We start from the raw sequence: 13,502 nt of genomic DNA, 5'->3' as shown, positions 1-13,502 counted from the left end.
TAGCAAATAATGGCGTACTAACTGTAATGAGGATTGATTTTACTTGTGTTCTCGACAAAAAATAGACCAAAACATAACTCTTTGGGTTACGTTCTGGTCTATTTAAAAGGAATAACAAAAAAATAGCTATACTTATCTCTTCTATAATAATAGTGACATGGGCGATTTTTCAAATGAATGAAAACTTTCACGAATGTAAACTATTTACACTCTTAAGGATCAATCTCCTACTCCTCTAAATCTCATTTTTGCCTTGCTGTACGTCTTATCTTGATTTGTTTGCTTCATCAAAATCGATACCTCTCCGATCAATTCAGTACAAATTATTTCAGTAGAATAGTTAGCATAGTCTATTTCCATCCTATTTACAATGTCCCCTTCACTCATATCCAAAGAACCCTGTTCTAAATGCTGTAAATAAAATATAAATAATTGCAGCTTTGATTCTAAATGAAAACAATACAATGCAGATTGAATCGCATTCTTCGTTGTATTAGGTATCAAGAGCTTTTCTAGATCACTTCTCAAATTCAAATAATATTTTTCTAAACTTGAATGCCTTTCAATATGATGCTTCTGTACAAATAAATCAAGTTCTTCTAGTATACTTTTCTCATTATTCATAAACACCCTCCTTGAACATCTTTGTATGAAACTATTTCCGCTAGATAATTAGTATAAATTACTGAAGGTTAGTCTCCAATGCGTTCTTTGATTCCTTCTTTTTCTTTATGCAACAGAAAAAGAGGGAATCAACTTAAACGTTTAGCTGTCTATAGTCCCTTCCCTCTTATCATTTTAACCAAGATTCTTTCTAGTTCTGACCTTGCTTTCTTCTATACACATCAAATACATTTATTTTTTCTCTTTTTTACTAAAAATAGCACTGTCGCAAGAATAAGCCCACTTCCAACGAATGTATCGATTCTCCTTGTTGTTTCTCCTGTTTTAGGTAGTTGTTGCTTTTTATTGTCTTTCGTTTTGGTATTTTTTTGATTACGGTATGGTTTGTCTGGTGTCTTTTTGTTGTCCTTCACTGTAATTTTAGCTACAGCACTTATTCCATCATAGCTATATTTTACCTCATAAGTCCCAACTTTTTTTGTATCGACTTTACCTTCTACACTAATCATTCTAAATTCTACTGCATTACCTAAGCGATCAAATGCATGATCAAAATTATCTGAGGCTTTCCAATTGTCCCCCACTTGAATGCTTGAATCATGGACATTTATGATTGGGGCTGCTTCTTTTGCTTCTACAGTTATTTTCGCTATACTTGTTGTTTCCTCATAGCTGTAACTTACTTCATATTTACCTGGCTTAGCTGTATCTACTTCTCCTGTTACTTTGATTTCACTGAAGTCTAATGGATCACCATTTTTATCACATGCACTGATAAAATTATCTGAGGCTTTCCAATTGTCTCCCACTTGAATACTTGAGTCTTGGATATTTATGATTGGGGCTGCTTCTTCTTTTGCTTTTACGGCTATTTTTGCTACGCTTGTTGTTTCTTCATAGCTGTAACTTACCTCGTATTTGCCTTCTTTAGTTGTATCCACTTCTCCTGTTACTTTGATCTCCCTGAAGTCTAACAGCTTTCCATTTTTATCACATGCACTGATAAAATTATCTGCTGCTTTCCAAGTATCTCCCACTTGGATACTTGAGTCTTGAACATTTATGATTGGGACTGCTTCTTTTGCTTCTACAGTTATTTTCGCTATACTTGTTGTTTCTTCATAGCTGTAACTTATTTCGTATTCGCCTTCTTTAGTTGTATCTACGAAGCCTTTAACGGTCACATTTTCGAAATCGACTGAATTTCCATCTTTATCAGTTGCACTGTCAAAGTTATCTGCTGCATTCCAGCTTTCACCTACTTGAATGGTTGAATCATGAACATTAATCCCGCTCAAATCGCTTTCCCATATATATGTATCCGCCATACTTGATCCTTCATAGTTTGTTTGCAATTCCTCAGCTGTAAATACATATTTTCGACTTTGTGAATTAAGGGTTCCATCACCTGTATTCATCCATTTTCCAGTATAAGGTGCTTCAGAAGGTGCCTTTGGAAATGAACTCATTGCTCCTGAAATAAATTTGAAGTTAGGAGCTAAAACTATTTCTCTCAGGCTATTCATTCCCGAAAACATAGACGTGGTACCGCCAGTTATACTACGAGTATCAAAAGTTGAAATGTCTAAAGCAATAAGAGAACTCATTCCTGAAAACATACGGTTCATACTCCTGACATTGCTTGTATCAAAATTTGACAATTTAAGTGTAGTTAGTGAGGTTACACCTGAAAACATTCCAACAAAATTAGTTACATTACTAGTATCAAAATTTGTAATATCAATTTTATTCAATGAATTCATTCCTAAAAACATATAACTCATATCAATCACATTTTGAGTATCCCAATTCACTAAATCTAATTCTAGTAAAGAACTCATTTCTGAAAACATATAACTCATATAAGCCACATTACTAGTATCAAAGGTTGAGACATCTAATTCTGTCAACGAGCTTACCCCCGAAAACATATGATTCATGTTAATTACATTACTGGTATCAAGGGTTGAGACATCTAACTCTGTCAAAGAACTCATAGCTCCAGGATAAAAATTATCTTTTCCTGAGAACATATAGCTCATATTGGTCACATTACTTGTTTCAAAATTCGATAGATCTATTTTTGACATCGAACTCATTCCTGAAAACATATAACTCATATTAGTCACATTTGTAGTTTTAAAGTTCGATAGATCTAATTCTGATATCGAAATCATTCCTGAGAACATGTAACTCATGTCAGTTACTTTACTGTTATCAAAACTTGATAAATTTAGTTTTGTTAGTGAACTCATTCCTGAAAACATACCATTCATACTAGTTACATTGCTTGTATCAAAATTTGATAGATCCAATTCTGTTAACGAACTTGTCCTTGAAAACATACCTCTCATATCAGTTACATTGTTTGTGTTAAGACTTGATACATCCAATTCTAACAACGAACTCATTTCTGAAAACATACCATTCATTCTAGTTACATTATCCGTATTGAAACTTGATACATTCAATTCTAACAACGAACTCATTCCTGAAAACATACCACCCATACTAGTTACATTGCTCGTATCAAAATTTGATAGATCAAGCTCCCGTAACGAACTCATTTCTGAAAACATTTTATCCATAATCTCTACATCGGAAACATCCAGATAAGAAATGTTAACAAAGGATGTCACTAAATTCAATTTAGCAAACAAATGGTATGAGCTTCTATGTGCTTTGACAGGCCCTTCAAATACGATTGTGTTGATTGCATCACTGTACTGTTCCCAAGGACTTTTAAAAATGTTCATCAACGTAGCAAATTCGCCTTCATAAATATGTAATACACCTGCGCTATCAATTCGCCAATCGCTCGTTCCAAAAGTCCCTGTATATAAATCATCACTTAACTCATTTAATTCCGTAGTATTTTGAGTTTCAACATTTCTTTCTTCGGAAATGCTGCTGTTCAACTCATTTCCCTCAAGATCATAGGCATCATCTGATGATTCCACCTGATCTATAGATTCTTCAGCACTTTGGCTACTGGTCTCGGTTGAAACTTCTTCGTTTTGAACCTGTTCTTCTTCACTTCCATAAACCATTGGTTCTTTGATCATTTCTATAGATTCAGCGTACACAGAAACTATTCCAGAAGCATAAGATGCGACTAATACAACTAAACTAAATATCGATAACATTCTTTTTTTCATTTCGATCTCCTCCTATAAATCATAAAAAAACAAATTCAATTTTTCACATGGAAATGCCTATATAAAAACAAATAACTTAGCAAGCTGTTTTTGTCAGTAAAATAGACAACTTTCTTAACGTTCGAAATAATATTCCATTAGTAAAACCCACATTAAATAACATGTCTTTACACCTCTATATTACAAGCTTAGATTTAAATTTCAATTTACAGTCTCTTTCTATCTGTAAAGTATAGACTTTATAATCAACTTTCAATAAATTGTATATGTATGACTATAAATAGGTTATTTATTGAAATTTTTATTTATCCATTGTAGTATTAGGCTGATAAATGAGTTTTTCGTGCTCTTTTAAGGAGTGATAAGAAATGAATGATCTTGAAATGGCCCAACTAATTACCGATTGCACAATTGAATTATTAAAGTCTAAGCACTTTGAAAAAATATCAATAATGGAAATCACAAAAATTGTCGATATTAGCCGCGTTACATTTTATAATTACTTCCAAAATAAAGAAGATGTACTTGATGTACTTATTGAGAATTTGCTCACTAATTTTGATGAGATCCAGAAAAAAAATCTTCCGTTTTTAGAAAGTGTCGACATGGAGAATTCTACTGCAATAAAAGATATCTTATTTCCTAATACCCTAGAAATCATGATTTTTTTCTATGAAAATAGAAAATATATCTCTGCTCTTGTGTCTGAACACAGCCCTGTAGACTTTATGGATATTCTTTACGCCACGTACTACAATCACTTTCTGATTGCCTTACCAGAAATCTTTTCCGTTAAATTTGATAAAGTCACCCTCGCAAGTTATGCAACTTATATGACTACTGGAGTAAAAGCACTCACAGAAGAGTGGTTTTTATCTGGTTTCTGTCAAACACCTGAAAAAATTACAGAACGAATCTTAACTATGCTGGCCCCTTCTCTTATGGAATTGTATACACGAAATGTAGAGTCCTTATGAATAAAAAAGTGTTCCCTTGGCAGGAATAAGTAGTTATATAATTTTTATAAACCAAATTACATCAAATTGAACCGATCAAAAATAAAAAGAACATGTACCTTTTCTAACCCCATTCAATTTAAAGGGGAAATAGGAAAATTTCATGTTCTTTTTTTACTTTTGTAATCTAAAAAATATATAAACGATCGTTAATTTTTAGTGAAGATAATTGTGCAAAAAAAGTCGAGAAAGTTCATTTTATTGTATGTATAATAGCCCTATAAGAAAGAGGTGAAACTATGCAAGAGCAGCTTGAAGCGGTTCAGCGAATGCAAGACTATATCAAAACTCATTTCTCTGAGCAAATCAGTCTTGCAGATTTATCCAACGTATCACTCTTTTCTCCATGGTATTCTCATCGTCTATTTCAGCAATATACTGGAATTTCTCCTGCGAAATATATTCGTAAACTGCGCCTATCAAAGTCTGCTTTAAAGCTAAGAGACTATCCTACTAAAATAGCAGATATTGCATTTGAAATGGGCTTTGGAAGCGTTGATGGGTACCAACGGGCTTTTTTTGAGGAATTTGGATGTAATCCTAGCGAATATGCTTCTAGACCGATTCCTTTGTATTTATTCACCCCATACAGTGTAAACTACAAGCAGACAGAAAGGAGTAATAATACCATGGAAAACTTAAAAACTGTCTTTATACAATTAATAGACAAACCTGCTCGTAAGGTACTCTTAAAACGCGGAATCGCAGCTAAAGATTATTTCTCTTATTGCGAGGAAATTGGTTGTGATGTCTGGGGGCTACTTCAAAGCATTCCTTCTATCTGCGGAGAGCCTATTTGCCTTTGGTTGCCAACTATTTATCGTAAACCAAATACCTCAGAATATGTACAGGGTGTTGAAGTCTCTTTAGACTATGACGGTATTATTCCAGAAGATTTTGACGTGATCGAACTCCCTCCAGCCCAATATCTGATGTTTCAAGGTGAACCATTTGATGAACGCTCTTACGGAAAAGCAATCGAAGAATTACAACTTGCTATTCAAAAATATAATCCGACGATAAGAGGGTATCTATGGGATACTGCTAATCCCCGAATACAACTTGAGCCAATAGGTACAAGAGGCTATATCGAATTGATTGCGGTAAAACCTCTGTAAAAACGACACTTTTTAGTTAGATATTGATAATCCAAGCTATAAAAAAACAGAACTACAAGGAATATTACTCCTATTTTTTGCTTCTTGAATAAAAATGAACAAATAAAAAAGCCCTTGATGTACAAGGGCTTTTCATATTCGAAAATTGTAAGACAGCTCCGTGCCTTCTTATCTTCTGATTTCTTTGATACGAGCTGCTTTTCCGTGTAATGCACGTAAGTAATAAAGTTTCGCACGACGAACTTTACCATAACGAACTACTTCGATTTGGGCAACACGTGGTGTGTGTAATGGGAATGTACGTTCCACACCAACACCATTAGAGATTTTACGTACTGTATAAGTTTCGCTGATACCTGTACCGCGACGGCCGATAACAACTCCTTCAAATAACTGGATACGTTCGCGTGTACCTTCGACAACTTTCGCGTGAACGCGAACAGTGTCCCCAGGACGAAACGCAGGGATATCCGTACGTAATTGTTCTTGTGTTAATTCTTGAATTAATGGATTCATTCTTTTTTCTCCTCATTCCAAACATTCTTATGGCACTGCCACAGCGGAATATCGTAATAGTTGAGCGCTTTACACTCACTGAAATAGTTTAACACAGTATCTATGTTGCTGTAAAGGGATTTTTCTTGATAATCTTACTTAATCTACGGGAAGCTCATCTAAAAAGGCTTGCAGTTGATTGATCAGTTTGCCTAAATGTAGACCATCGACTAAACGATGATTGACTTGAACAGAATATGGCAAAAGTAAGCGATCATCCCTCTTTTCAAATTTTCCCCATGTCACTTTAGGGATCGAGTCATCCCGATCTAAGCTCAATTCATTACCTAGATTTGTGAAAGAAAACCACGGCAGGCAAGAAAACTGGATCATCTCGTCTGGCTGATACTTTGAATCAGGAAAGTAACTCTGCTGTTCTGAACTGACCGTTTTTGCTTTAGCGACAAAGGCGTGCAGCTCTTCTTCTAGATCAAGAGTCACAATATGAAATAATTCACTGTCAGGTTTTAAGTCTGTAAAACTTGGAATTAAACGATCGATCAAAAAAACTTTTTCGCCTCGTATTTTATAACGGAAATTTTCAATTTGGTTCATGATAGTCGTTGTTGCATAAATCATGCTGTAGTAAAAAGATAGCTCGTTTTGTTTCACATACTCATAAAAATGAGTCACATCCAGTTGTGTCGTCACATCATACAAAGGTGAATCTGCAGCTCTTGAAAAAAAGTCAAAATGCTCTTTCCGTTGCCATGTTTTTTGATCGATGACTGTTGCCGTTACGCCCATTTCTGTAACCTCCTGTAAAGCTACTCTATTTCATTACGAAGTTCTTCCAACCATTTTTCCTGTTGAGGTGTTAAATCAACTTTCTCAAGCATATCAGGTCTACGATTTAGTGTTCGTCTTAAAGACTCTTTTTGCTGCCACTCGTCGATCAATTTATGATTGCCGTTTGTCAACACTTCCGGCACTTGCATCCCATTGAATTCCGCTGGACGAGTATATTGAGGATGTTCCAATAACCCAGTTGAATGAGAATCTGTTTGAGCGGACAACTTATTTCCTAAAACATCCGGCAATAGACGAACTGTTGCATCGATCATCACCATCGCCCCTAACTCGCCCCCTGTCAACACATAGTCACCTAAAGAAACTTCATCTGTCACTAAGGATCGAATCCGCTCATCATAACCTTCATAATGACCGCAAATAAAGACAAGATGTTCTTCTTTAGAAAACTCTTCTGCCATTTTTTGATCGAACGGCTTTCCAGCAGGATCTAAAAGAATCACACGTTTTTTCGTTTCTGGCGACAATTCTTCGATACTCTGTAAGTTATCATAGATAGGCTGAACTTTTAACAGCATTCCCGCTCCACCACCATAAGGATAGTCATCTACAGATTGATGTTTGTTATCTGAATAATCACGAAAATTAGAGACATTGATCTCAAGCAAGTTCTTTTCTACCGCTTTACCGATGATCGACTCCCCCATCGGACCTTCAAACATTCTTGGGAACAGTGTCAATACATCAATCTTCATCATCGATCAATCCTTCTGGGATCTCCACACGGACAATACCTTGATCTAAATCGACAGACTTAACAACGGATTCGATATAAGGAATCAATGCATCCTTTTTCTTAGGACGCTGTACTACCCATACATCATTCGCTCCAGGTGATAAAATCTCTTTGATTTTGCCAAGCTCTTTTTCATTCTCATCGATCACAGTCAGTCCAATGATTTCATGATAATAAAATTCATCTTGGGGCAAATCTGTTAATTGCTCTTTTGATACTTTCAAGATACCGTCACGATACTTCTCTACATCATTGATAGATGAATGTCCTTCAAAGGTCACGATATCAAAATTTTTATGTTTACGGTGTGTGTTGATCGTTAGTTCAATTGGTTCTTTCTTCTCTTGAAATAGTGTTAACGTCGTCCCTTTTTTATAGCGAAGCTCTGGAAAATCCGTTTGAGAAATCACTCGTACTTCTCCTTTTAATCCTTGGGTATTAACGATTTTTCCAACATTTAAATATTCAGTCACGAAAAGCCCTCATTTCAAATTTTTGTCTTTTTCATTTTACCATTTCCAGTGACTGAATTCTATCTACATCTATCATTCAATCTTTTTTTATTAACTATGCATTAATACCAGTCAGTGTTCCATAAATCAAGAATAGGTTCAAGGCGGTCAATACAATCGCAATGATCCACGCAAGTACTTTGACCCACATCGGGTTAGCAAATTTTCCCATGATTTTTTTATCACTCGTGTACAATGTCAATGGAATGATCGATACTGGTAAGGCGATACTTAAAAAGACTTGTGTATATAATAGTAAGTCTTCAACCGCTGACTCTCTCCCTCCATAAAGAATCACACAAATGATCACAGGAACGATCGCAAGCAATCGTGTCACGACTCGACGCATCCATAAAGGCATCTTCAGATGAATAAATCCTTCCATCACGATTTGACCGGAAAGTGTACCTGTGATAGTCGAATTTTGCCCAGAAGCAAGTAAGGCGATCGCAAATAAAATACTCAATACCGGGCTGGCAATATTCCCTACGATATCAGGATTTTTTAATGCATCAAATAGATCAACGAATTTCCCTAAATCACTATTTGTTCCATAAAATAATGCTCCACCTAAAATCAACAATAAACAATTTACGATGAAAGCGACCGTTAGTTGGATATTCGAATCCCAAATAGTGAAACGAATGGCTTTAGCTTTTTCCGCATCATCATTACGATCGAATTTTCTCGCTTGAGCGATCGAGGAGTGCAAATACAGATTATGCGGCATCACCGTTGCACCAACGATTCCCAGTGCTAGAAAAAGCATCGATTTATCACTTGCGATTTTAGGATCTGGGATAAATCCACGTAAAACCTCACCGATCATTGGATCAGCTAACGCTACTTCATACGCAAAAACAAAGAAAATGACCGCTATCAAACAGGCTACGATCGCTTCGATTTTTCTAAAACCTAATTTCGTCAGTAATAGTAATAATAATACATCAAACGTTGTGATCAAAACACCGATCAGCAGTGGAAATCCAAATAATAATTGCAATGCTACAGCTCCACCGATGACCTCAGCAATATCTGTCGCCATGATCGCAAGCTCTGTAATGATCCATAGAATAAAACCTGTCTTTTTACTTGTGTGTTCTCGTGTTGCTTGCGCTAAGTCACGGCCTGTTACGATTCCTAATTTTGCCGCCATACTTTGAAGAAGCATAGCAATCAAACTAGATAACAAAATGACACTTAGCAATGCATATTTATATTCAGCACCACCAGCGATCGATGTGATCCAATTCCCTGGGTCCATATATCCGACTGCAACGAGAGCACCAGGTCCGCTATATGCTAAAAGAGTTCGCCAAAAGCTCGCATCTTTTGGGACTTCCACTGTATTATTGATTTCTTCTAGACTGGGACCATTGGCATAATTCAATATTTTTTCTGCTTCAGTGTGCTCTTTTTTCATACTTATATCCTTCTTCCATTTATCAATCCTAAGGTTCCTTTTATTATATTTTTAGGTACACCATAATTCTTAAGTTTATTATAATCCTCTCATGCATAGATGTAAACAGAATCATTCATTTTTTTAATTAAGACTTAAGTAGGATGTTTTTTTGAACCTTTTATTTGTATAATATGTTTAGTAAGTTAGTTCTTACAACTTTGTTCGTAAAAATTTGGAATTAACAATGGTAAATTACTAATAAGAATTTTATACTATAGATAGTTACTTTTAAGGAGATGATAGAATTGAGCATCGCACTTTCACGGAAAATTATAAATTGCATTTCGATCGTTGGAATTATCGCGACAATTGCTGTAACGATTTATTTCATGCGGTTAGGTGTGTTTAAAGATGTTGACGCATTGAGAGGTTTAGTCGGTGACTCAGTCATCTTGGGACCGATCGTTTTCATGTTGATCCAAATCATCCAAGTGGTGATCCCGATCATTCCAGGTGGCATCAGTTGTGCCGCTGGCGTTTTGATTTTCGGCCCATTTGCAGGCTTCATCTATAACTATGTGGGGATCGCGATTGGATCTGTCATCATTTTTCTTCTTGGTAGACAATATGGCAAGCCATTTATTTTAAGTCTAGTTAGTGATAAAACATATAACAAGTATATCGGCTGGTTGGATAATGAAAAACGTTTTGAGCGGCTATTCGCCTTAGCGATCTTCTTACCGATCGCTCCCGATGATGCTTTGTGTTTAATGGCTGGTTTGACAAAAATGTCTTTAAGAAAATTTACTTTGATCATTATTTTAGCTAAACCAGTTTCTATCTTCTTATATAGCTTAGCATTGATTTACGGCGGTACTTTTTTGAACGGTTTGTTGGGCTTTTAAGCTCTAAAAATGTATAATAGAAACGATCAAGATAGAATGCAGCTTGTGTTCTATCTTCTTTTATTTTAGTGTTGTAAGGATGGATGGAAAGTGACATATTTAAAAAACAGTTTCAAAAATATGATTGATTTTTTTTCGGGAACATCAGCTTATTTCCGCGATGTTCTATTGATGCATGGGTTCATGTTATTTATCTTACTGCCCTTTCTGGCAAGCTCTACGCGATTTATTCTAAGACAAGGTCAAATCAATTATTTGTCTTATGATACGATTCCGATCATTTTTGAAAAGCACCCTGGTGTGTTGATCGCTTTGTTGTTGATCTTAGTTTTGATTGTGATCGCAGTTTTTTTTGAATTTACATTTTTACTTTTAAGTATCTTTTTTATTAAGAAAAAGCAACCGATTTCTCTCTCAAATTTATTAAAAGGTACTTTTCTTCAATTAAAAAAAATTCGCTTCAGTACGATCTTATTCTTTTTGTTTTATTTTTTCTTGGTTTTACCCCTTAGCGGTTTAGGATTCAATTCAGATTTATTGGCAAAAATCAAAATACCCGCGTTTATCATGGATTTCATTTTTGCGAATCGTGTAACGATCATAGCGCTCGTTCTTTTGGGTTACTTACTCTTTTTTTATCTTTCGATCCGTTTGATCTTCGCACTTCCTGAAATGATTTTAAGAGACGTACCGTTTCGTCAGGCAGTCAAAGAAAGTTGGCATTCGACCAAAAATCATTTCTTCCGGATCCTTGGTCAATTTATTGTCATCGGCGGTAGTATTTTAGTCTTTTTTGTTTTAAGTTATACGGTGATCCTCAGCGCTCAAGCAATCATTGAAGCAGCATTTCCTGAATATGCTTTAGTCAGTGCTGTCGTTGCCATGACCTTATTGCAGTTTGTGTTACTGCTGAATATTATTTTTTCTACCGTCGGGATCTTTTATATCACGATCGATTATATGGATGACGAAGGATTCTTACCTGAGATCCCTCAATGGTTCTTTACCCAGAAAAAACCTTCTCATAGAGAATGGACAGCCCTAAAAATCGGCTCATTCGTGTTTATTGCTACAATCTTCGGTATTGGTGTCGGCACGTATAATACTAATTATTTAAGTAATCCTTCTATAAAAGAACCGTTGACCCTTTCTCATAGAGGGGTAGATGATGGAAACGGTGTTCAAAATTCATTGACAGCTCTCGAGAAGACTAGCTTAGAAAAGCCAAGTTATGTAGAAATGGACGTTCAAGAAACAAAAGATAAACAGTTTGTCGTTTTTCATGATTTCAATTTAAAAAATTTGACCGGTGTCAATAAACGCCCAAATGAACTGACTTTGGCAGAATTAGAAAAACTAACAGTGACAGAAAATGGGATGCAGGCACCTGTTTGTTCCTTCGATGATTATTTAGCTAAAGCAAAACAGTTAAATCAAAAACTTCTTATAGAAATCAAAACAACCAAACAAGATAGTCCAGATTTAGTCGATCGCTTTATTGAAAAATATCGAAATATCATCTTAAAAGAAGAACACATTATTCAAACATTGACCTTCAATACAGCAACAGAGCTCAAAGAAAAAGAGCCTAACTTTTATGTCGGTTATATCCTACCATTCAATATCGTTGGTCCACCAGTAGCTAATGTTGATTTCTTCACTATGGAATATACCACGTTGAACAGAAATTTTGTCAATGCTGCACACAACGATGGGAAAAAGGTCTATGCCTGGACAGCAAATGATGAAGACACGATGACTCGCATGATGTTTTATGGGGTCGACGGTATCATTACTGATAAACTAAAATTGCTGAATGAAACGATTCGAACAGATGTCGATGAATTGACTTATTCAGACAAATTACTTCATTTCGTTATAGGTATTGGATAACTATCAGAAAGATATTTTTGTGAATCACAAAGCAATTCCGCTTGGTTCCTACGATTTATTCAAAATAAAAATGCGATGCAAAAGTAGAGTTTACTTTTGCATCGCATTTTTCACTATTTCTTGCCCATTCGGCTTTTACCATCTTGACACAGATATAAAAGCGGGCAAACTTCACATTTAGGGCTACGTGCCAAGCAATGATAGCGTCCGAAAAAAATCATCGTATGATGTGTCTTCACCCATAACTCTTTAGGGATCTTACGCATCAACGTGTCTTCTACTTCTCGTACACTGGCATCTAATTTACAAATTCGTAAGCGTTTCGACACTCTTTCAACATGGGTGTCCACAGCGATAGCTGGCTCACCAAAAGCATCTCCCATAACAACGTTTGCCGTTTTTCGACCGACACCAGGTAATGTGATCAATTCTTCTCGGGTCTCTGGTACTTTCCCGTCAAACTGTTCCAATAATTGTGCCGCACAAGCTTTGATATTTTTCGCTTTGTTGCGATACAAACCAATCGTTTTGATTTTTTCAATGATTCCTTCGATCGGCGCATTAGCTAATGCTTCTGGTGTTGGATAAGCAGCAAACAATGCGGGTGTTGCTTTATTTACGGAAACATCTGTTGCTTGAGCACTCAAAATGACCGCAATCAACAACTGAAATGGATTTTGATGTGTAAGCTCACATTCCGCTTCTGGAAACATGTCATACATAATTTCGATAGCTTCCATTGTCTTCTCTTTGGAAAGCATGTATCTACC

At 35.7% G+C, this 13,502-nt stretch carries 12 protein-coding genes; 4 read left to right on the top strand and 8 right to left on the bottom strand.

Annotated features, from left to right (window positions below):
- Positions 1 to 219: 219 nt before the first annotated feature.
- Positions 220 to 624 carry a DUF7006 family protein gene (locus H3T55_RS06085; protein ID WP_225533779.1) on the bottom strand — a complete coding sequence of 135 codons (405 nt, stop codon included), beginning with the start codon at positions 622 to 624 and terminating at the stop codon, positions 220 to 222.
- 221 nt (positions 625 to 845) lie between these two features.
- On the bottom strand, positions 846 to 3,782 hold the full coding sequence (locus H3T55_RS06080) for a bacterial Ig-like domain-containing protein (RefSeq protein WP_225533778.1): 2,937 nt from the start codon (positions 3,780 to 3,782) through the stop codon (positions 846 to 848).
- Positions 3,783 to 4,150: 368 nt separating this feature from the next.
- Between H3T55_RS06080 and H3T55_RS06075 the strand changes: the two genes are divergently transcribed.
- Both H3T55_RS06075 and H3T55_RS06070 read left to right on the top strand, forming a co-directional pair.
- Positions 4,151 to 4,759: a TetR/AcrR family transcriptional regulator gene (locus tag H3T55_RS06075; RefSeq protein ID WP_225533777.1), complete on the top strand. Its 609-nt coding sequence runs from the start codon at positions 4,151 to 4,153 to the stop codon at positions 4,757 to 4,759.
- A 278-nt stretch (positions 4,760 to 5,037) separates the two neighbouring features.
- Entirely contained in the window at positions 5,038 to 5,916 is an 879-nt protein-coding gene (locus tag H3T55_RS06070) for a helix-turn-helix domain-containing protein (RefSeq protein ID WP_225533776.1), read from the top strand.
- Between the two features lie 168 nt (positions 5,917 to 6,084).
- Here the strand turns inward: H3T55_RS06070 and rplS are convergent, their stop codons facing one another.
- From rplS to H3T55_RS06045, 5 genes are all read right to left on the bottom strand, one after another.
- Positions 6,085 to 6,432 carry a 50S ribosomal protein L19 gene (gene rplS, locus H3T55_RS06065; protein WP_010772344.1) on the bottom strand — a complete coding sequence of 116 codons (348 nt, stop codon included), beginning with the start codon at positions 6,430 to 6,432 and terminating at the stop codon, positions 6,085 to 6,087.
- Between the two features lie 138 nt (positions 6,433 to 6,570).
- Entirely contained in the window at positions 6,571 to 7,218 is a 648-nt protein-coding gene (locus H3T55_RS06060; RefSeq protein WP_225533775.1) for a chloramphenicol acetyltransferase, read from the bottom strand.
- Positions 7,219 to 7,238: 20 nt separating this feature from the next.
- Complete coding sequence (gene trmD, locus H3T55_RS06055) at positions 7,239 to 7,976, bottom strand: tRNA (guanosine(37)-N1)-methyltransferase TrmD (protein WP_176372805.1); 738 nt, start codon at positions 7,974 to 7,976, stop codon at positions 7,239 to 7,241.
- Positions 7,966 to 8,490 (bottom strand): ribosome maturation factor RimM, encoded by a 525-nt coding sequence (rimM, locus tag H3T55_RS06050; protein WP_225533774.1) that lies wholly within the window; start codon positions 8,488 to 8,490, stop codon positions 7,966 to 7,968. Before rimM ends, trmD begins: the two co-directional genes overlap by 11 nt.
- A gap of 94 nt (positions 8,491 to 8,584) precedes the next feature.
- Positions 8,585 to 9,952 carry an Nramp family divalent metal transporter gene (locus H3T55_RS06045; protein WP_087640319.1) on the bottom strand — a complete coding sequence of 456 codons (1,368 nt, stop codon included), beginning with the start codon at positions 9,950 to 9,952 and terminating at the stop codon, positions 8,585 to 8,587.
- 287 nt (positions 9,953 to 10,239) lie between these two features.
- Between H3T55_RS06045 and H3T55_RS06040 the strand changes: the two genes are divergently transcribed.
- Positions 10,240 to 10,839: a TVP38/TMEM64 family protein gene (locus H3T55_RS06040; RefSeq protein WP_162288323.1), complete on the top strand. Its 600-nt coding sequence runs from the start codon at positions 10,240 to 10,242 to the stop codon at positions 10,837 to 10,839.
- Between the two features lie 90 nt (positions 10,840 to 10,929).
- Positions 10,930 to 12,732, top strand: coding sequence for a glycerophosphoryl diester phosphodiesterase membrane domain-containing protein (locus H3T55_RS06035; RefSeq protein ID WP_225533772.1), 1,803 nt, complete (start codon positions 10,930 to 10,932; stop codon positions 12,730 to 12,732).
- Positions 12,733 to 12,845: 113 nt separating this feature from the next.
- On the opposite strand, the gene nth is transcribed toward H3T55_RS06035, so the two are convergent.
- Positions 12,846 to 13,493, bottom strand: coding sequence for an endonuclease III (nth, locus tag H3T55_RS06030; RefSeq protein ID WP_087640322.1), 648 nt, complete (start codon positions 13,491 to 13,493; stop codon positions 12,846 to 12,848).
- Between the last annotated feature and the right edge of the window lie 9 nt (positions 13,494 to 13,502).

It is taken from the genome of Enterococcus sp. S22(2020) (assembly GCF_020295385.1).
Taxonomy (GTDB): Bacteria; Bacillota; Bacilli; order Lactobacillales; family Enterococcaceae; genus Enterococcus_L; species Enterococcus_L dunnyi.
The sequence above is the reverse complement of the archived record's forward strand: the minus strand, read 5'-3'. Positions and strand labels throughout refer to the sequence as shown.